Raw genomic sequence first — 18,103 nt, 5'->3', positions numbered from 1 at the left:
GTCCGCGGCGCCCGGCTCGCGGGCGCCGGGACCGTCGCCCAGCACGGGCCGGTCCTCGACGCGGCCGCCGTAGACGTTCCTGCCGCCCAGCCGGACGCCGAGCGCCCCGGCGAAGGCGGCCTCGACGCGGCCGGCGTTGGGGCTCGGATGGGCGGCCCCGTCGCGGATCCAGGTCCGCCACGCCCGCCGCGGGTCGCCGCCGACCGTGCCGGCCACGGCGCTCGTGAGGACGGCGGCGGTGCGCGCGGCCGGCCAGCCGGCCACGTCGTCGGCGCGGGCCGCGGCCCAGCCGAAGCGCTCGTACCGGTCGGAGTGGTGCCCGACCATCGCGTCCATCGTGTTCAGCGCCCGGTGCAGCGCGACCCCGGGAGCACCCAGGAGCGCGCCCCAGACGAGCGGGGCGACGACCGCGTCGGAGGTGTTCTCGGCGACGGACTCCAGGCCGGCGCGCGCGAGACCGGCGCCGTCGAGCGTCGCCGGGTCGCGGCCCACCAGGGTCGGGGCGAGGGCCCGCGCGCCGTCGAGGTCGCCGCGGGCCACCAGCGCCCCGAGGTCGCGGCCGGCGCCGGCGAGCGACCGGCCGCCGAGCGCCGCCCAGGTCACGGCCGCGGTCAGCGCGGTGCGCTGCAGCGGTCGGTCGCGTGTGGCGCGGTGCACGACGAGCGTCGGCCCGGCCCCGAGGACCGCGCCGGCGAGCGCGTAGCCGACACCGGCTGCCCGCCCGTCGCGCCAGATCCGGGCCTCGAGCGCGAGCATCGCCGACCCGAAGAGCGCGACGGGATGGCCGCGCCGCGGATCGCCGAACGCCCGGTCGGCGGCCAGGCCGAGCAGCAGCCCGGCGGCGTCGGCCCGGCGGATCGCGACCGGGCGGCCGCGTCGGCTCACCGGGTGTCCCCGTCGCTCCCGGCGTCCGGCGTGGCGGCGCCCTCCGCGGGGCCCTCGACCGCCGTCGGCGCTTCGCCGTGCCCCGCCGCGGCGGCGTCGCCGTCCGCGGCGAGCTCGCCCCGGGCGGCCCGGATCTCGGTCCTCGACGGGGTCCAGTTGGCGCGCACCATGCGCCAGCGCCCGTCGTGCGCGTGCAGCTCGGTGACGGACCCGGGGGTCACGTCGATCCGCCACGCGGCGCCCGCGGGGGCGCCCAGGGCGACGGCGATCGCGGCCCGGACCACGCCGCCGTGGGTGACGGCGACCAGCGGCTCGTCGTCCTCGGCGTGCTCGGTCATCCAGGCGCCGACACGGGCGGTCAGGGTCTCGAGCGACTCGCCGCCGGGCGGCGCGAACGCGGGGTCGGTCATCCAGGCCACGACCGGGGCGGGGTCGGCGGCGTGCAGGTCGGCGAGCGAGCGACCGGCCCACTCGCCGAAGCCGGCCTCGCGCAGCCCTGCGTCCTCGGGCGCGTCGGGGTGGCCCAGGGCGACCGCCGTCTCGGCGCAGCGCCGGGCGGGGGAGCGCAGGACCTGCGCGCCGGAGGGCAGGTGGGCGCGCAGCGCGTGGGCCTCGGCGCGACCGCGGTCGTCGAGCCCCTCGTCCAGCGGGAACGACGCGGCGCGGACCGCCGCCGTCGTGCCGTGCCGGAGCAGGTGCAGGCGGGCGGTCACCGGGACGTCAGGACGATCGTCGGCACGCGGCGATCATGCCAGCCGCACCGGTCCGCGGGTGCCCGGGCCCCGGCACGACGACGCCCCGCCTGTCGCGGACCGGCGGGGCGCGACGGCGGAAGGCCGGGACCGCGGAGCGACGAAGGGCCCGGATCCTGCGGCGGATCCGGGCCCTTCGACGTCGCTCGAGGCGGAGAGAGGGGGATTCGAACCCCCGAATGAGTTTCCCCATTACACGATTTCCAGTCGTGCCCATTCAACCGCTCTGGCACCTCTCCAGCGGACCGGGAAGGCTACCGAAGGGGCCCCGGATCCTGCCGCCCGCCCTCCGGAGCCCGACGGCTAGAGCCGCCAGCCGCCCTCGACGAGCACCTCGACCTCGGTGCCCGCGGCGTCCAGGCCGATCGCCCGGACGTCGTGGGAGCCGACCATGAAGTCGACGTGGATCGCCGAGCGGTTGGCGCGGGCGTGGTCGGCCTCGTCGGCCAGGCACATCGTGTAGGCCGAGCCGAGCGCCAGGTGGCTGGCGGCGTTCTCGTCCAGCAGCGTCTCGTGGAACACGGTGCCGGTCTGTCCGACGCGGCCGTCGCCGTCGACGAGGGCCAGCTCGCCCAGGCGGCGCGCACCCTCGTCCCGGCCGATCCAGCCGCGCAGGACCTCCACCCCGGTCGTCGCGTCCGCGCGGACGACCTCGCCGCCGGAGAACTCGACCTCGATGCCGTCGACGGTGGTGCCGCCGAGGGTCAGCGGCTTCGTCGCGCGCACCACGCCGTCGACGCGGGTCGGGTCGGGGGTCGTGAAGACCTCCTCCGTCGGCACGTTCGCCTGGTGGGAGATGCCGCCGACGGTGTCCATCCCGGCGGCGATGAAGCGCGACGACGGCAGCAGCCCGACGGTCAGGTAGGTCCCCGGCCCGATGAGGCGGATCGCGTCGAAGGACCGCTCGTTGAGCTTCGCGGCGTGGGCGCGCAGCTCGGCGGCGCGGGCCTGCCACGCGGCGACCGGATCGTCCTCCAGGCGCAGCACGGTGGCGATGTCCTGCTCGAGCCGGCGCAGCGCCTCGTGCCGCGGCAGGTCGGGGAAGACGAGGCCGGCCCAGCCGGCGTTCGGCGCGGGGACGACGGTCCAGTTCAGCTCGCGGCGGTTGATCACGCCGGCGGTCTCGCGCAGCGACGGCAGCTGGTCCTTGCCGACGCGGGCGGGGTCGATGCCGGCGAAGACGCCCGGGCGGACCTGGCCGACCAGCGAGATGTTCGCGGCGCGCGCCTCGCCCAGCGCGGTCATCCGGGCGCCGAGCCACGGCGGCACGACGTCGAGGGTGTCCTCGGCGGCGTGCTCGAGCCGGGCGCGCTTGATCAGCGGGTCGAACCAGGCGACGTCGACGTAGGACGCGCCGGCGCGGTACGCCTCGGCGGCGATCGCGCGGACGAGCGGCTCGTGGCCGCCGACCTGGCCGCCGACGGCGACGACCTGGCCCGGCTGCACGTTGGCGCCGACCCGCACCGCGAGCGCCGCCAGGCGCTCGAGCAGCCCGGCGTCGGGCTGCAGCGGGTCGGGCGCGTGCGGGTCGGTCGCGGTGCTCACCCGACGGACGCTACCGCGCGGGGGAGTGCGCCTCGCGGGGGCTACGCCTCGACGGGCTGCCCGTTGGCGGTCAGCGTCGTCGGGACGTTGCCGCGGGTGGCGCGGGAGTACGGGCACACCTGGTGGGCGTCGTGCACGATCTTCACGGCGGTCTCGTCGTCGACGCCGGGGAGCGTGACGTCGAGCGTCGCCTGCAGGCCCAGGCCGCCGGCGGCCTTGCCGATCTCGACGGTCGCGTCGATCGACACGCCCGAGACGTCGGTGTCCCCGGCGACGCCGGCGACGGCGCCCTCGAAGCACGCGGCCCAGCCGACCGCGAAGAGCTGCTCGGGGTTGGTGCCGGTGCTCTCGTCCGGGCCGCCGAGCGCGGCGGGCTTGTCGAGCTGCACGTCGAGGCGGCCGTCGTCGGTCTTTCCGGAGCCGTCCCGGCCTCCGGTGACGGTGGCCTTCGCGGCGTAGACGGGCTTGAAGCCGGCCATGGGGTGCTCCTCGGTGTCGATGTTGCGGGTCGCGACGACGCTATCGGGACGGGAACCCCACCTCGTCGGGGCGGGCCCCTCCCGTAGGCTGCGGCGCATGGCCTCCGCGTCGGCGCAGCCTCCCTCGACCGCCGTCGAGGACTACCTCAAGGCCGTCTTCGCGCTCGAGACCCGCCTGCAGGGCGCGGTGCCGACCACGGCGCTGGCCAGTCGCCTGGGGATCACCCCCGGGTCGGTCTCCGCGATGCTGCGCCGCCTGGCGGACCTGGGGCTGCTCGCCCACGAGCCCTACCGCGGGGTGCTGCTGACGGACGAGGGCCGGCGGGTCGCGCTGCGGACGCTGCGCAACCACCGGCTGCTGGAGCTGTTCCTCGTCGAGGTCCTCGAGGTGCCGTGGGACCGGGTCCACGACGAGGCCGAGCGCCTGGAGCACGCGGTCTCCGACGACCTGGTCGAGCGGATCGCGGCGAAGCTCGGCCACCCCGAGTTCGACCCGCACGGCGACCCGATCCCGGACCGCCAGCTCGAGCTGGCCGAGCCGGTCACGCGCAGCCTGCACGACCTCGAGGTCGGGGACGCGGCGCGCTTCGTCCGGGTCTCCGACGCGGACCCCGCGATGCTGCGCTACCTCGCCGAGCGCGGGGTCGTCCCGGGGCAGCCGCTCACGCTGGTGGACCGCCAGCCCTTCGGCGGACCGCTGACCGTCCGGCTGGGGGACGTCGAGCACGCGCTCGGCCCCGAGCTCGCGGCGGCGATGCGCGTCGCGGACTGACGTGCGTCGCCGGCCGTTCGCGGAGCTCCCGCGCTGGGAGCTCCTGACCGTCCTCGGGATCGTCGCCGTGGCCCTGCTGCTGCGGGTCTGGAACCTGGGGCAGAACCTGCCGCTCGTCTACAACATCGACGAGTCGGCCCGGTTCGTCCCGGACGCCGCGGGTTTCTTCTCGCAGCGCCTCGGCTACCGCGAGCTCGTCAACCCCCCGGGGATGATGGGGCTTCTGGGCATCGTCGACCAGGCCTGGTTCCGGCCGCAGGGGATGTCGCCGAGCGAGGCGCTGGCCCGCGACCCCGGGGAGGCCTACCTGCTGGGCCGGATCGTCGTCGCGCTGCTCTCGGTGGCCGCGGTGCCCGTCCTCTACGCCGCGGCCCGCCGGCTCGTCGGGCGCACGGCCGCCCTCGTCGCCGCCGGCCTGCTCGCGGTCGCGTTCCTGCCCGTCGCCTACTCCCGGGTGGCCCTGGCCGACGGTCCGACGCTGCTCTTCGTCGCGCTGGGCCTGCTCGGTGCGGCCTGGCTCCTGCAGGACGATCCCGCCCGGCGCCGCGGCCTCGTCCTCGCCGGGATCGCGGTCGGGCTGTCGGCGGGCTTCAAGTACAACGCCGGCATCGTCGTGCTCGCGCCGATCGCGGCGCTCGTCCTGCGCACGCCGCAGACGGGCTGGCCGCACGCGATCCGGCGCGGCGTCCTGATGGGCGCCGTCGGCGTCGTCGCGTTCGTCGTCTCCAACCCGTACGTGCTGATCGACCCGCACGAGGTCTGGCGGGCCATCGAGTACCAGGCGAACTGGTCGAAGTCGGGGCGCTACGTCGGCGAGCCGATGACGAACGGGTTCGCGTTCTACACCTGGGCGGCCGGGTGGGGGGTCGGCTGGGCACCCCTGGTCGCCGCCGTCCTCGGTGCGGCGCTGCTGGCCTGGCGTCGCTGGCGGATCGCCGTGGTGCTGCTGCCGCTGGTCGCCGGCTACCTGCTGGTGATGGGCCCGCAGGACCGCTTCTTCGCCCGCTGGCTGCTGCCGATCGTGCCGGTGCTGGCGATCGCGGCGGGGGTCGCGGTCGGCGAGGTCGTCGGCCTGCTGCGACGGCGCCCCCGCACGGTCCGCGTCGCACTCGCGGCCGTGCTCGCCCTCGGTCTCGGTGCCCAGTCCTTCGCCCACAGCGCGCACTCCGCCCACGTCGTCGGGCGCGACGACACGCGCACCGTCGCACGCGGGTGGATGGAGGACCACATCGCGCCGCTGTCGGGCGTGGTCATCGAGTCGATGTCGCCCGGGTCGTGGATGCCGACCTTCGACGGGCGGGGCGACTGGTTCTCGCTGAACCGCTGGTCGCGGTACCAGACGATCCCGGCGGTGCAGCGTCGCGACGCTCGCGAGCACCCGCAGCTGCGGATCAAGGCCGGGTTCTCGTCCTGGGTGCGGATCCTCTACCCCGAGCTGATCGACGAGTTCGAGCGCTACGGCTACTGCTGGGTCGTCACGGGCAGCTACCAGGCGGGGCGCGCGGGCCGGACTCCGGGCCTGGTCCCCGAGGCCGGGCGCTACTACCGCGAGCTGACCCGCCGGGCGGACCTCGTCTGGCAGGTCTCGCCGTTCTCGCCGGACGCCGGCCGCAAGCGCCTGCCCTACGGCCCGACGACGGCGCCGGTGAAGTACCAGATCGACCGCCAGGCGACGACCTACGAGCTCGCCTACGAGCGGCCGGGGCCGATGGTCTCGGTCTACCGCCTGCGCGGTGGTCGCTGCGCGGCACCGGACCCGGTCGTGCCGAACGCCCCCTGGGGCTGAGCGGCGGCCCGCCCGCCCGAGCCCTGCCGGGCCGGCGGGCGGCTCAGCCCGCCGGCAGGTCGGCGGGGCGACGCACGGTGGGGGCGTCGCCGAAGTCCGAGAACCGGATCCGGCCGCCGAACCGCTCGCGGCCGGCGCTGCCCGGCAGGCCCAGGTCCCGGTCGAACGCGATGTCGTAGCGCAGCTCGGCGATCAGGCCCTCCGCCGACACGCACGCCCCGATCGGGTAGGCCGCGTCCTGCTTGGCCACCCGGAGGAGGCTCTGCACCTGCGGGGCGTCCGCCGCGCCCCCGCCCTCGATCAGCTCGCGCAGCGGCACGACCCCGGCGGCCCAGCGGCAGCGCACGCCGGCGACCGACGTCTCGGCCCCGGCACGGCCGACCCGCAGCTGGCGGGCGAACAGGCCCACGGAGTTGCCCGGGGCGCTCGGGATGATCGAGACCTCCCGCGTCCACGGCGCGTCGCCCGTCCGCGTGAACGAGGTGCGGCCGTCGTTGTACTGGTCGATGGTGCTGCCCCCGGCGCCGCTCCCCAGCGAGAGGCCGTTGCGGCTGGCGCCGGTGCGGAAGTCGGCGGACCCGGACCCCGCGATCGGGCCGGAGGAGAGGGTGAGGTCGATCCGGAACCGCGCCGAACCGGCCCGCCGGAGCGCCGCCGGCGCCCGGCCGAACCGCGCGCGCAGCTCGTCGACGAGCCGCGCGTCGTCCGCGTCGCCGGCCGGGGCGGCGGGGACGAGGCCCGCGGGCAGGGCGGCGACCTGGGCCGGGGAGGCGGCGGGTGGGCCGGCGGCGGAGCCCGAGGTCGAGCCGGTCGTGGTCCCGGTCCCCGGGGTCGTCGAGGTCGTGCCGGTGCCGGTGGTCGTCGGCGTGGTGCCGGTCGAGCCGCGCGTCGTGGTGCCGTCGTCGTCGCCGCACCCCGCGAGCAGGAGGGCGGTGCAGGAGGCGGCCAGGAGCGCGGCGCGGCGGGACACGTCGCGATCCTACGGCTCGCCGCCGACGGGTCGGCGCCGCGGAGGAGCGGCAGGGCCGGGCCTACCATCCTGCCCATGACCGACGACCGTCCTCCCGTCCGGGTGCGCGACGCGACGCCCGCCGACGCCGACGCCTGCGCCGCGTCTACGCGCCGTACGTCCTCGACACCGCGATCACGTTCGAGGCGACGCCCCCGACGACGGAGGAGATGGCGGCGAGGATCCGGTCGGCCCTGGCCACCCACGCCTGGCTGCTCGCCCTGGACGACGAGGGTCGCGTCCTGGGCTACGCCTACGCCGGCCCGTTCGCGTCCCGCCCGGCGTACCGCTGGGCCTCTGAGGTCAGCGTCTACCTGGAGGTCGGCCGGCGACGCACCGGGGCGGGCCGCGCCCTCTACGCCGCGCTCCTGGACCGGCTCGAGGCGCGCGGCTTCCGCACCGTCCTCGCGGGCATGACCCTCCCCAACGACGCGAGCGCCGGGTTGCACGCGGCGATGGGCTTCGCGCCGGCCGGGCTCTACCGCCGGTGGGCTGGAAGCACGGAGCGTGGCACGACGTCCAGTGGCTGCAGCGCGAGTCCTTCGCGGGCGAGGATCCGCCGGCCGAGCCGCGCTGAGCCGTCAGCCGCCGACGGGGCCCAGCGCGCCCCGCACCGTCGCGGCGAGCATCGGCCGCAGCTCCTCGACGGTGGCCGAGCCGTCGCGGACGTGCTGGGCGGCCATCATCGTCAGGCCGTGGACGACGTCCATCATCCACGTCACGCTCAGGTCGTCGCGCAGCTCGCCGCGCCCCTGTGCATCGGCGAGGTACGACGCCAGCGGCTCCGACCCGTGCTCGGCGGCCAGCGCACCGAGCTGCTCCTGCTCCAGCTCGCGGTGGACCCCGAGGAACCGGTACCGCTCGCCGAGCTCCGCGAACGCGACGGTCAGCGAGACGACGACCTCGAGCCCGTCCCCGTCGCCCGTCGCCCACGCGGTCCGGCCCTCCGCCACGAGGCGCTCGGCGATCTCCCGTGCGTCCTCGAAGACCCGGCCGAAGAGCGCCCGGACGAGGTCCTCCCGGGCCGGGAAGTGCCGGTAGACGGTGGTCCTGCCGACCCCGGAGGCCTCGGCGACCTCGCGCATGCTCGCGTCCGGCCGCTCCGAGAGGACGCGGACCGCCGCGGCGAGGACCGCGTCGCGGTTGCGCCGGGCGTCGGCGCGCAGCGGTGCCGGGTCGGCGTCGCCGGTCACGCGGGCGATCCCGGGCGCCTCACGCCGGGCCTCGGCGGGCGGACGGGCCGCGACGTCGGCGGGGCGGACGGGGTCGTGTGGCGTCGATCACGAACGGGACTGTGGCGGCGTGTGCGTGGGCACAGGGCGAACCGGAACAGTCTTGTACCGTTTTCCGGCGCGCCCGGCCAGCCGGCCGTCGCCCCGCCCGTCCCTCTCGTCCCGCGAGTCCGTCATGTCCGCATCCTCCACGACCACCCCAGCCGGCGCGACGCCGTCCGGCACGAGCCGCAGCCGGCGCGAGCAGGCCCAGGGCAATCCGTGGCTGACCCTCGTCGCCGTCGCCCTCGGCGTGATGATGGTCGGCCTCGACGGCACCGTCGTCGGCGTCGCCAACCCGACGATCGCGGCCGACCTCGACGCGTCGCTGTCGGGTCTGCAGTGGGTCACCAACGGCTACCTGCTCGCCCTGGCGGTGCTGCTGATCCTGGGCGGCAAGCTCGGCGACCGGTACGGCCGCAAGAAGGTCTTCATCATCGGCATCGCGGGCTTCGCGCTGACGTCGCTGGGCTGCGCGCTGTCGCCGAACATCGGCACGCTGATCGCCTTCCGCGTCCTGCAGGGCGTCGCGGGCGCGCTGCTGATGCCCAACACCCTCGCGCTGATCCGCTCGGCGTTCCCGCCCGCCGAGCTCAACCGGGCGGTCGGCATCTGGGGCGGCTCCTCGGCGCTGGCCGTCGCGTCCGGCCCGATCATCGGCGGCCTGCTCGTCGAGCACGTTTCCTGGGAGTCGATCTTCCTGCTGAACCTGCCGCTCGGCCTGCTCGCGGCGGTCGTCGCGCTCGCCTGGGTGAAGGAGTCCAAGGACGAGGAGCACGTCGGCTCGTTCGACGTCCCCGGCGTCGCGCTGCTCTCCGGCGGCCTGTTCCTCGTCGTCTGGGCGCTGATCAAGGCGCAGGACAAGGGCTGGGGCTCGCTCTACGTGATCCTCTTCGCCCTCGCCGGCCTGGCGGTCCTGGTGCTGTTCGTCCTGCGGGAGAAGCGTGCCGCCGACCCGCTGCTGCCGCTGGACATCTTCCAGAACCGGTCGGTCTGGGCAGGCACGCTGCTCGTCGTCGTCGGCTTCTTCGCCCTCTTCGGGGTGCTGTTCTTCATCGGTCTGTACCTGCAGAACACGCACGGCTACAGCCCTGTCCAGACCGGCGTGCGGATGCTCCCGCTGACCGCGATGTTCGTCGTCTCCGCGCCGCTGGGCGGCTGGATGACGGAGAAGTTCGGGCCGCGACCGCCGCTGATCCTCGGCATGCTGATGCTCGTCGTCGCGTTCCTCGGCCTCTCGCGGCTGCAGGTCGACACGAGCTACAACGGCCAGTGGCCGTTCTTCCTGATCATCGGCCTGTCGTTCGGCCTGGTCATCGTGTCGACGACGCAGGCGATCCTCGGCAACGTGCCGGTCGAGCGCGGCGGCATCGCGGGTGGCCTGCAGTCCACCGCGCAGCAGCTCGGCGGCGTCCTGGGCACCGCGGTCTTCGGCTCGATCATCGCGGCGAAGGTCACGGGCTCGCTGTCCGACGAGCTCGCGTCGCGGGACGTCCCGGGTCCGGTCGCGGCGATCGTCAACCGCTCGGGCGAGCTGATCTCGCAGGGCGTCTCGCCGGTCGACGCGGAGAAGGCCCCGCAGGCGCTCCTGGCCGGCATCCAGCAGGCGGCGGGCGGGAACCCGTCGCCGGCGCTCACGGCCTCGATCCGGGACGCCTCGTACACCGTCTTCATCGACGGCCTGCACGCCGCGATGTACGTCGGCGTCGGACTGGCGGTCGTCGCCGCGGGCCTGGGCTTCCTCGTCTCGCGCGGCCGCGAGCTCGAGGAGGACGAGGTGGCCGGGGCGTAGGGACGGTCGGCCGGCCGCCTTCGTGGTGGGGCGGCGCGGGCGGCCCCGGCCGGCGGGTGGCGCGGCGGAGCCCGTTCCGGGGGCGCTCCGCCGCCCCGCGCCTCACACCGGGCGGCGCCGGAACCGGACGACGCTGTCCTGCCGCGTCGCCGGCCGGCCCTCCGGGTCGGTGATCGGTCGCTCGACGTCGGCGCTCCGGTCGACGGTCCACCCGGCCTCCGGCAGGTCGAGGTCGGCGATCAGCGTGGCCGCGTCGGGCATGTCGACCGCGTGGTCGCGCTCGGTGGTCCAGGACGGGGTCCCGGAGTGGCCGACGATCAGCAGCGTCCCGCCGGCCGCGACCCGGTCGGCGGCGGCGCGGAGCACCGCGGTGCGGGGGAACGCGACCGGGGACTGCGTGTAGCTCGAGAGCACGAGGTCGAAGGACCCGTCGGGCACCCCGGAGGCCAGGTCGTGTCGGCGCCACTCGATCCGGTCGGCGACGCCGGCCTCCCGGGCCCGCTCGTCCGCCAGGCGCAGGACGGTCGCGGAGAGCTCGGTCGCGAGCACCGTCCAGCCGCGCCGCGCGAGCCAGATCGCGTCCGCCCCCTGCCCCGAGCCGAGCTCGAGCGCCGAGCCGGGCCCCAGGTCCTCGAGGTGGTCGAGCGCCAGGGCGTTGGGGTTGCCCCGGAACCGGTCGCGCTGCCGCTCGTAGTGCGACTCCCAGAACGCGCGGGGATCGTCCGCCGGGTCGGGGTGGTGGTCGTGGTGGGCGCGGGGCGGGGTGGTCATGCGCATCTCCGGATCGGGCCGCGACGGCGGCCGGGAGGACGATCCTGGTGCCGCGACGCCGACGTGGCAAGCGATCGTGCCGAGACGGCAAGCCGGTGGGTGCGGAGCCGGCGGGCGGTCGTCCGCTAGAGGACCGGAGCTCGTCTAAGCCCGGGGCGTGCGCCATCCGCCAGTCGCCGTCACCGGTTCCGCCAAGTGACGGATTCCGCACGCCAGGCGTGTATCGCCTGCCACTCCAGGGTGCCGCGTCGCTCGAATGGCGGGTGACGCCCGGCGCCGTCCCGTCCCGGTCCCGTCCAGTCCCGCACCGTCCCGGCCGCGGCCCGTCCCGGTCCCGGCCGCGGCCCGTCCCGGTCCCGTCCCGTCCCGGTCCCGTCCCGTCCCGGCCGCGGCCCGCTGCCGGGCGTTCCGCCCCGCCGCCGACCCGCAGCCGCCCGTCCGGAGAGGGGCGCCGGGGCGGGGGCCTGGGGCGTCCCGACCGGCGGTAGGGTCCCGGGCATGCTGCCGATCCAGCGCCTGTTCGGGCCGTTCTTCCTCTCGGCCGGGATCGCGCACTTCGCCATCCCGAAGCCGTTCCAGTCGATGGTCCCCGACTACCTGCCGGCCCACCGCGAGCTCGTGCAGGTCTCGGGCGTCGTCGAGGGCGTCGCCGGGATCGCGACCATGGTCCCGCGGACCCGCCGTTGGGGCCGCCTCCTGTCGATCGCCACCCTCGTGGCGGTCTTCCCGGCCAACGTCAACATGGCGCTGCACCCGGAGAAGTACCCGGTCCCCGGCGGCCGCGCGGCGCTGATCGCCCGCCTGCCGCTGCAGGGCCTGCTGATCTGGTGGGCGGCGAAGGCGGAGTAGGGCGGCGGGAGGCGGCGCGCCCCGGCCCTCCTACCAGGGATCGACCCAGCGCCCGGTCGGCGCCGCGAGCCGCTCGGCCGCGGTCCGCGGGCCCGGCGCGTCGCCGAGGGTCGCGACGATCCAGCGGCGGGTGTCGACGGGGTCGATGACGTCGTCGAGCTCGAAGCGGGTCGCGGCCTCCAGGCCGCGGCCGGCGGCGTAGGCGGCGTCGACCATGCGGGCGAACAGGGCGTCGCGCTCCTCGCCCTCCGCGGCGGCGCGGAGCTCGTCGCGGAAACCCAGGCGGACGGCGCCCTCGAGGCCCATCGGACCGAGCTCCGAGGTCGGCCAGCCGACGGTCGCCAGCGGGACGCGCAGGTGCCCGCCGGCCATCGCCATCGCCCCGAGGCCGTAGCCCTTGCGCAGGACGATCGTGACCAGCGGGACCCGGAGCTTCGCGCCGACGACGAACATGCGGGAGACATGCCGGACCGCCCCGGTCTCCTCCGACTCCGGGCCGACCATGAAGCCGGGGGTGTCGCAGAGCGAGACGACGGGCAGGCGGTGCGCGTCGCACAGGCCGAGGAACCTCGCGGCCTTGTCGGCGGCGTCGGAGTCGATCGCACCGCCGAGCCGGGACGGGTCGTTGGCGATCACCCCGTAGGGCCGGCCCTCGATCCGGACGAGGGCGGTGACCATGCTCTGCGCGAAGCCGGGCCGCAGCTCGAGCACCGAGCCGACGTCGGCCAGCCCGTCGAGCACGAGGCGCACGTCGTAGGCGCGGGTGCGGCTCTCGGGCACCGCGTGGCGCAGGATCCGCCCGTCCGGAGCGGACCACTCCTCGGCCGGCCCCTGGAAGTAGGAGAGGCAGCGACGGGCGACGTCGACCGCCTCGGCCTCGTCGGCGACGGCGATGTCGACCACGCCGGTCTGCAGGTGCATCGCGGTCGGGCCGACCTCCTCCGGCGCGTACACGCCCAGGCCGCCGCCCTCGATCATCGCCGGACCGCCCATGCCGATCGTCGCGTCGGCGGTGGCGATCACGACGTCGCAGCAGCCGAGCAGCGCCGCGTTGCCGGCGAAGCACCGGCCCGATGCGACGCCGACGAGCGGCACCGAGCCCGACAGCCGGGCGAACGCGTGGAACGTGGGCGCGTCGAGCCAGGCGCCCATGGGCACGTCGACGTCGCCGGGCCGACCGCCGCCACCCTCCGCGAAGAGCACGACGGGCAGCCCGCGCGCCTCGGCGAGCTGGAACATCCGGTCGGTCTTGTCGTGGTTGTGGACCCCCTGCGTGCCGGCGAGGACCGTGGCGTCGTACGAGAGGACGACCGCCGCGGCGCGGTCCCGCCCGACGACGTCGCCGTTCACGTCGGTCACCCCGCAGACCAGCCCGTCGGCCGGTGTGCGCGCGATCAGGTCCTCGACCGACCGGCGGGTGCGCTGCGCGGCGAGGGTCAGGGCCCCGTACTCGACGAGCGTCCCGTCGTCGCAGAGGTCGTCGAGGTTCTCCCGGGCCGTCCGCTGGCCGCGGGAGCGTCGCCGCACCACCGCCTCGGGGCGCGCGGCGTCGAGCGTGCGGGCGTGGCGCTCGTGGATCTCGGCGAGGTCCTCCCGGACGCGGTCGAGGTCGGTGCCGGCGGGAAGGGCCGGACGCGGCCGGGCGCGCGGGACGGCGGGGCGCGGGGGAGACGACGCGGGGGCGGCGGGGCCGGACGCGGAGCCCGCGGCCCCGGATGCGTCGTCCGTCGTCTGGCCCGCGGCCTCGAGAGCGGCGCCCGCCGCCTCGCCCGCGGCCCCGGATCCGTCGCCGACCGACCCGGACGCGGGGCCCGCGGCCGCGGCCGTCCGGACCTCGGCCCGCAGCGCGCCGTCGGCGTCGAGCCCCACCACGACGTGCGTGGTCCCGGCCGCGTCGACGCCGGTCTCGAACGCGGCGACCGCCGCGGCGGCGGCCGTGGCCTCGTCGGAGCGCTCGCCGACGACGTCGACCCGCGGCGCGTCGGCACCGGGGGTGCCGGGGCGGGTCTCGACGCGTCCGGCGGCGGGGGTCGGACGGTCCTCGCGGGGCGCGCTCACCCCGCCAGTCTGACGGGCGGCGTCGCCGGTGAGTCGCCCGTCACCCGCCGGGCCGCCGCGTCGACGCCGGGCTCGACGCCTCCTGCGCGCGCACGGTGGCCAACGTGGCCCGTCAGGTCCTGCGGCCGGCGGTTCCCGGGAGCGCCTGCAGGTCGCGCCGCAGCCGGGCGAGCTCGTCGGCCTGGCCGCCCCACTCCTCGGGCGACCGCAGGCGGCCGGCCGGGACGTCGAGGATGCCGATCAGCGCGGCGACCCAGTCGGCGGCCAGGACCCGCGGCACCTCGTGGCGGAGCACGAGCCTCCCGTCGTCGGCCAGGACGGTGAAGACCACCGCCGGACCGTCGGAGGCGGGGTCGTCCCCGGTCGATCCCTCCGCACCCCGGTGACTGATCCGCAGGCCGTGCCGGTCGCCGATCGGCCGCCAGTCGCGCTGGTACGGCGCCTCAGCCACGGGACCACCCGTGGGAGTGGCCGGGGTGCCGTTCGCCGCGTCGCGGCGTCTCGCTGCCCATGGCCGGGGATCTTGGCAGCCCGGGCGTCGCGGGCGCCCCGTCTCCTGTCACGACGCCCGTCGACGTCGCACCGCCCCCGGAACGACGAACGCCCGGCGGACCGGGCGTTCGGGACTGCGGAGCGGAGAGGGAGGGATTCGAACCCTCGGTAGAGGGGGTACCCCTACAACAGTTTTCGAGACTGCCCCATTCAACCGCTCTGGCACCTCTCCAACGGGACCTCGCGAACGAGGAATCGACAGGCTATCGCGTCTCCTGCGGCGGTGACGTCCCGCGCGGGGAGGCCCGCCGGGAGGCCCGCAGGGCGGGACCCGGAGGACGGAACAGGGTGGGGCGCACCGCCCGGACCGACGCAGCGACGTGCCGCCCCACGGCACGAACCTGCGTCGGATGGCGGCGACCGCGGACCGACGCAGCGACGTGCCGCCCCACGGGACGAACCTGCGTCGGATGCGGACGATCGCGGACCGACGCGGCGACGTGCCGCCCCACGGCACGAACCTGCGTCGGATGGCGACGACCGCGGACCGACGCAGCGACGTGCCGCCCCACGGCACGAGCCCGCGTCGGTGCGGCCCACCCCGGCCATTCCGCTCAGGCCGCGGCGGCCAGCGCCACCACGAGCACCGCGGCCTGGACGAGCGTCGCCGTCGCCCCACAGGTGTCACCGGTGATGCCGCCGAGCGACCGCTTCACGGCGGCGGCCGTCCCGGCGCCGAGCAGGAGCGCCACGCCGACGGCGACCGCCCCGCCATCCAAACCGAGGGCGAGGACCGCGGCCACGACGGCGACCACCGTGGCGGCGACCCCGGCGAGCGGCCCCACCCGCAGCGCGTGGATCGCCCCGTCCGGTCGCGCAGGGCGACCGAGCAGCGCGTGCACGAGGATCGACCAGCGCGACAGCGCCCCCGCGGCGACCAGGGCGAGGACGGCGTCGCCCGTGTCGAGCGGCCGCACGGCGCTCCAGGCGACGAGCAGCCAGAGGAGCAGCGCCAGCGCCCCGAAGGTCCCGATCCGCGAATCGCGCATGACCTCCAGGCGGCGGGCCCGGTCGCCGAGGACCCCGAGCCCGTCGGCGGTGTCGGCCAGGCCGTCCTCGTGCAGCGCCCCGGTCACCGCGACCGTGGTCGCCAGCCCCAGGGCCGCGGCGACCCCGGCGGCCTCGGCCCCCGGGACCAGCGCCACCAGGGCGAGGATCCCGCCGCCGAGCGCGCCCACCCCGGCCCCGACGACCGGGAACCACGGGGCGGCGGCGGTCAGGCGCGGTGCCTCGTCCGGGCCGAACGGCACCGGGATCCGGGTCAGGAACCCGACCGCGTGGCGTGGGCCGTCGAGCGCGGACATGGCGGGGGAGGCTAGTCGGGCCGGTGCGAGCCGCGCGACCCGGCACGTCACGGGCCGTCGCCCGGCCACCGAGGCCCCGGGTCCGCCAAGCTGTCCCCATGACCGAGGGACCCCAGGGGTACGTCCGCCCCGCGACCCCGGAGGGGTTCGACCGCTCGCGGGCGGCGGAGCGCGCGGACGACCCCGCCGGCTGGCGGTTCCCCGATGCCGCCCGGGACGCGCTGCAGGAGATCATCGGCGCGCGGCGTGACATCCGCCGCTTCCGGCCGGACCCCGTCCCCGCCGACGTGCTCGAGCGCGTCCTGACCGCCGCGCACCGCGGACCGTCCGTCGGGCTGATGCAGCCGTGGCGCTTCGTCCTCGTCCGCGACGACGAGACCCGCGTGGCGATGCGCGGCCTGGCCCAGCGCGAGCGGATGCGGCAGGCCGAGCGGTTCTCGGACCGGGCCCGGCACTTCCTCGACCAGAAGATCGAGGGCATCGTCGACGCGCCGCTCGGCGTCGTCGTCTGCTGCGACCCCGGTGATCCCGGCGTCGAGGTCCTCGGCCGCGGGACGATCCCCGAGACCGACGTCCACTCCACGGCGTGTGCGATCCAGAACCTCTGGCTGGCGGCCCGCGCCGAGGGCCTCGGCGTCGGCTGGGTCAGCTTCTACCGCCGCGAGGACCTGCGCGGACTGCTCGGCATCCCCGACCGCGTCGACCCGCTCGCCTGGCTCTGCGTCGGCTGGCCCGACGAGCGGCCCGTCCGTCCGGGCCTCGAGGCCGCCGGCTGGGCGGCGCGGGCCCCGCTCTCGGCGGTCGTCGTCGAGGACCGCTGGCCCGCCGAGGACCTGCTGCCGCTCGGCGGGGCGATCCCCGTGAGCGGGGCCGAGACGCTCGGCGGTCCGACCGCGGGTGGCCACGGGGCGCCCGACGGGGCGCCCTCGCCGACCGCCGCACCCACCGCGGAGGCGCCGGCGGTGGCCGACGAGCCCGGCCCGCACGGCGTCGTCCCGACGGACGACCGGCACCCCGCGCGCCGCACCGACGCCGGCGAGGACCCGGTCCCCGCCGCGGTCGCCGCCCTCGTGGCGGGGGTCGCCGTCCCCGACGAGCGCGTCGCCGCCGCCGTCCGCGACCGCGCCGACCGGCTCGTCAAGCCACCCGGCAGCCTGGGAGCCCTCGAGCACGTCGTCGAGCGCTGGGCGGCGTTCAGCGGCGACGTCCCGCCGAGCCCGCTGCGGCCCGCGATCCTCGTCCTCGCCGCCGACCACGGGCACCTCGGTCGGGGCACCTCGCTCTACGGCTCCCACGTGTCGGGGCAGATCGCCGAGGCGGCCGCCCGGGGCGGCACCGCGATCGGCGTGCTGTCGCGCCACCACGCCGGTCGGCTCGTGGTCGCCGACCTCGGGCTGCGCGGGCCGACGCCGCCGGGGGTGCGGCCCGCCCGCGTCCGCGACGGCGGGACGGCCGACCTCGGTGCCGGCCCGGCGATGACGGCCGAGGAGCTCACGGCGGCGATCGTCACCGGCGCGACGCTGGCGGGCGAGCTGCTGGACCGCGGGGCCCGCTGCCTGCTCCCGGGCGAGATCGGCATCGGCAACACGACGTCGGCCGCCGCGCTGGCCTGCGCGCTCACGGGGCTGACGCCCGAACTGGCCGTCGGCCGCGGGGCCGGGGCCGACGCCGCCGGCCTGGAGCGCAAGCGGACCGTCGTGCGCGAGGCGCTCGACCGTGCCGGACGACCGACGACGCCGCTGCGGGCGCTGCGGGAGCTCGGAGGCCTCGAGCTGGCCGGCGTGGTCGGCGCGATCCTCGAGGCCGCCCGCCGTCGGGTCCCGGTCGTCCTCGACGGCTTCGCGGTCGGCGTCTGCGCGCTGGTCGCCGTCCGCCTGGCGCCGACGGCCCGGGAGGCCCTGGTCGCCGGTCACCGCTCGGCGGAGCCGGCGCACGGCGCGGTGCTCGCACAGCTCGGCCTCGAGCCGCTGCTCGACCTGCGGCTGCGCCTGGGGGAGGCCTCGGGCGCGGCGCTGGCCCTGCCGCTCCTGGAGCAGGCCGGGCGCCTGCACCGCGACATGGAGACCTTCGCCGAGGCCGGCGTCGACGGTCCGGCCGCTCAGCGGCCCTCGTCGCGGTCCCGCGAGCCCAGCGGCGAGTAGCCGGTCGCGCCCGGGCGGACCTTGCCGCCGCCGGGCACGGCCGACCCGGGGCCCTGTGGCGTGGGGGTCGAGGACCCCGGGGCGTCGCCCGCCGGCCGGGCGGGCGGGCCCTGGACGGGGGCCCCGGGCCCGGTGGG

The 18,103-nt window shown here is 76.9% G+C and carries 14 protein-coding genes, 2 tRNA genes and 3 pseudogenes; 6 read left to right on the top strand and 13 right to left on the bottom strand.

Annotation, left to right across the window (positions count from 1 at the left end):
* The 5 genes from Q7T67_RS14390 to Q7T67_RS14370 all read right to left on the bottom strand — a co-directional run.
* Positions 1 to 885: CobD/CbiB family cobalamin biosynthesis protein (locus Q7T67_RS14390; RefSeq protein WP_304790901.1), on the bottom strand; the 885-nt coding region annotated here is incomplete at its 3' end.
* A complete protein-coding gene (locus Q7T67_RS14385) occupies positions 882 to 1,598 on the bottom strand; it encodes a histidine phosphatase family protein (protein ID WP_304790898.1) in 717 nt (238 codons plus the stop codon). The genes Q7T67_RS14385 and Q7T67_RS14390, both read right to left, overlap by 4 nt.
* A 191-nt stretch (positions 1,599 to 1,789) precedes the next feature.
* A tRNA-Ser gene (locus tag Q7T67_RS14380) sits at positions 1,790 to 1,876 on the bottom strand.
* Positions 1,877 to 1,940: 64 nt separating this feature from the next.
* Complete coding sequence (locus tag Q7T67_RS14375; RefSeq protein ID WP_304790895.1) at positions 1,941 to 3,182, bottom strand: aminopeptidase; 1,242 nt, start codon at positions 3,180 to 3,182, stop codon at positions 1,941 to 1,943.
* Positions 3,183 to 3,223: 41 nt separating this feature from the next.
* The gene (locus tag Q7T67_RS14370) at positions 3,224 to 3,661 is read right to left on the bottom strand and encodes an organic hydroperoxide resistance protein (RefSeq protein ID WP_304790892.1); all 438 of its coding nucleotides are present in this window, start codon (positions 3,659 to 3,661) and stop codon (positions 3,224 to 3,226) included.
* 97 nt (positions 3,662 to 3,758) lie between these two features.
* On the opposite strand from Q7T67_RS14370, the gene Q7T67_RS14365 reads away from it, so the two are divergent.
* Entirely contained in the window at positions 3,759 to 4,433 is a 675-nt protein-coding gene (locus tag Q7T67_RS14365; RefSeq protein ID WP_304790889.1) for a metal-dependent transcriptional regulator, read from the top strand.
* Between the two features lies 1 nt (position 4,434).
* Positions 4,435 to 6,219, top strand: coding sequence for a glycosyltransferase family 39 protein (locus tag Q7T67_RS14360; protein ID WP_304790886.1), 1,785 nt, complete (start codon positions 4,435 to 4,437; stop codon positions 6,217 to 6,219).
* 43 nt (positions 6,220 to 6,262) lie between these two features.
* On the opposite strand, the gene Q7T67_RS14355 is transcribed toward Q7T67_RS14360, so the two are convergent.
* Positions 6,263 to 7,189 (bottom strand): hypothetical protein, encoded by a 927-nt coding sequence (locus Q7T67_RS14355; protein ID WP_304790883.1) that lies wholly within the window; start codon positions 7,187 to 7,189, stop codon positions 6,263 to 6,265.
* Between the two features lie 75 nt (positions 7,190 to 7,264).
* On the opposite strand from Q7T67_RS14355, the pseudogene Q7T67_RS21235 reads away from it, so the two are divergent.
* A pseudogene (locus Q7T67_RS21235) lies at positions 7,265 to 7,805 on the top strand (N-acetyltransferase family protein).
* A gap of 4 nt (positions 7,806 to 7,809) precedes the next feature.
* Here Q7T67_RS21235 and Q7T67_RS14350 read toward each other — a convergent pair.
* Positions 7,810 to 8,421: a TetR/AcrR family transcriptional regulator gene (locus tag Q7T67_RS14350; RefSeq protein ID WP_304790880.1), complete on the bottom strand. Its 612-nt coding sequence runs from the start codon at positions 8,419 to 8,421 to the stop codon at positions 7,810 to 7,812.
* 214 nt (positions 8,422 to 8,635) lie between these two features.
* Here Q7T67_RS14350 and Q7T67_RS14345 point away from each other — a divergent pair, with 214 nt between their 5' ends.
* Positions 8,636 to 10,291 (top strand): MFS transporter, encoded by a 1,656-nt coding sequence (locus Q7T67_RS14345; RefSeq protein WP_304790878.1) that lies wholly within the window; start codon positions 8,636 to 8,638, stop codon positions 10,289 to 10,291.
* A gap of 102 nt (positions 10,292 to 10,393) precedes the next feature.
* Here the strand turns inward: Q7T67_RS14345 and Q7T67_RS14340 are convergent, their stop codons facing one another.
* Entirely contained in the window at positions 10,394 to 11,062 is a 669-nt protein-coding gene (locus Q7T67_RS14340) for a cyclopropane-fatty-acyl-phospholipid synthase family protein (RefSeq protein ID WP_304790875.1), read from the bottom strand.
* 498 nt (positions 11,063 to 11,560) lie between these two features.
* On the opposite strand from Q7T67_RS14340, the gene Q7T67_RS14335 reads away from it, so the two are divergent.
* A complete protein-coding gene (locus Q7T67_RS14335) occupies positions 11,561 to 11,911 on the top strand; it encodes a hypothetical protein (protein ID WP_304790872.1) in 351 nt (116 codons plus the stop codon).
* 30 nt (positions 11,912 to 11,941) lie between these two features.
* Here the strand turns inward: Q7T67_RS14335 and Q7T67_RS14330 are convergent.
* The 4 genes and pseudogenes from Q7T67_RS14330 to Q7T67_RS14315 form a co-directional block, all read right to left on the bottom strand.
* Positions 11,942 to 13,531: pseudogene (locus tag Q7T67_RS14330) on the bottom strand (acyl-CoA carboxylase subunit beta); the annotation flags it as partial.
* Positions 13,532 to 14,081: 550 nt separating this feature from the next.
* Positions 14,082 to 14,420 carry a hypothetical protein gene (locus Q7T67_RS14325; RefSeq protein ID WP_304790867.1) on the bottom strand — a complete coding sequence of 113 codons (339 nt, stop codon included), beginning with the start codon at positions 14,418 to 14,420 and terminating at the stop codon, positions 14,082 to 14,084.
* A gap of 183 nt (positions 14,421 to 14,603) precedes the next feature.
* Positions 14,604 to 14,693 (bottom strand) — tRNA-Ser (locus Q7T67_RS14320).
* A gap of 382 nt (positions 14,694 to 15,075) precedes the next feature.
* Positions 15,076 to 15,825: an adenosylcobinamide-GDP ribazoletransferase gene (locus Q7T67_RS14315; RefSeq protein WP_304790864.1), complete on the bottom strand. Its 750-nt coding sequence runs from the start codon at positions 15,823 to 15,825 to the stop codon at positions 15,076 to 15,078.
* A gap of 98 nt (positions 15,826 to 15,923) precedes the next feature.
* Between Q7T67_RS14315 and cobT the strand changes: the two genes are divergently transcribed.
* On the top strand, positions 15,924 to 17,966 hold the full coding sequence (gene cobT, locus Q7T67_RS14310; protein WP_304790861.1) for a nicotinate-nucleotide--dimethylbenzimidazole phosphoribosyltransferase: 2,043 nt from the start codon (positions 15,924 to 15,926) through the stop codon (positions 17,964 to 17,966).
* On the opposite strand, the pseudogene Q7T67_RS14305 reads toward cobT, so the two are convergent.
* A pseudogene (locus Q7T67_RS14305) lies at positions 17,924 to 18,103 on the bottom strand (hypothetical protein); the annotation flags it as partial. The gene cobT and the pseudogene Q7T67_RS14305 overlap by 43 nt on opposite strands.

The organism is Patulibacter sp., assembly GCF_030655195.1.
Classification (GTDB): Bacteria; Actinomycetota; Thermoleophilia; order Solirubrobacterales; family Solirubrobacteraceae; genus Patulibacter.
The sequence above is the reverse complement of the archived record's forward strand: the minus strand, read 5'-3'. Positions and strand labels throughout refer to the sequence as shown.

Coding starts and splice junctions, on each gene's coding strand:
- Q7T67_RS14345 (WP_304790878.1), top strand. CDS start 8,636: ATGTCCGCATCCTCCACGACCACCCCAGCCGGCGCGACGCCGTCCGGC.
- Q7T67_RS14315 (WP_304790864.1), bottom strand. CDS start 15,825: ATGTCCGCGCTCGACGGCCCACGCCACGCGGTCGGGTTCCTGACCCGG.
- Q7T67_RS14335 (WP_304790872.1), top strand. CDS start 11,561: ATGCTGCCGATCCAGCGCCTGTTCGGGCCGTTCTTCCTCTCGGCCGGG.
- Q7T67_RS14365 (WP_304790889.1), top strand. CDS start 3,759: ATGGCCTCCGCGTCGGCGCAGCCTCCCTCGACCGCCGTCGAGGACTAC.
- Q7T67_RS14340 (WP_304790875.1), bottom strand. CDS start 11,062: ATGACCACCCCGCCCCGCGCCCACCACGACCACCACCCCGACCCGGCG.
- cobT (WP_304790861.1), top strand. CDS start 15,924: ATGACCGAGGGACCCCAGGGGTACGTCCGCCCCGCGACCCCGGAGGGG.
- Q7T67_RS14370 (WP_304790892.1), bottom strand. CDS start 3,661: ATGGCCGGCTTCAAGCCCGTCTACGCCGCGAAGGCCACCGTCACCGGA.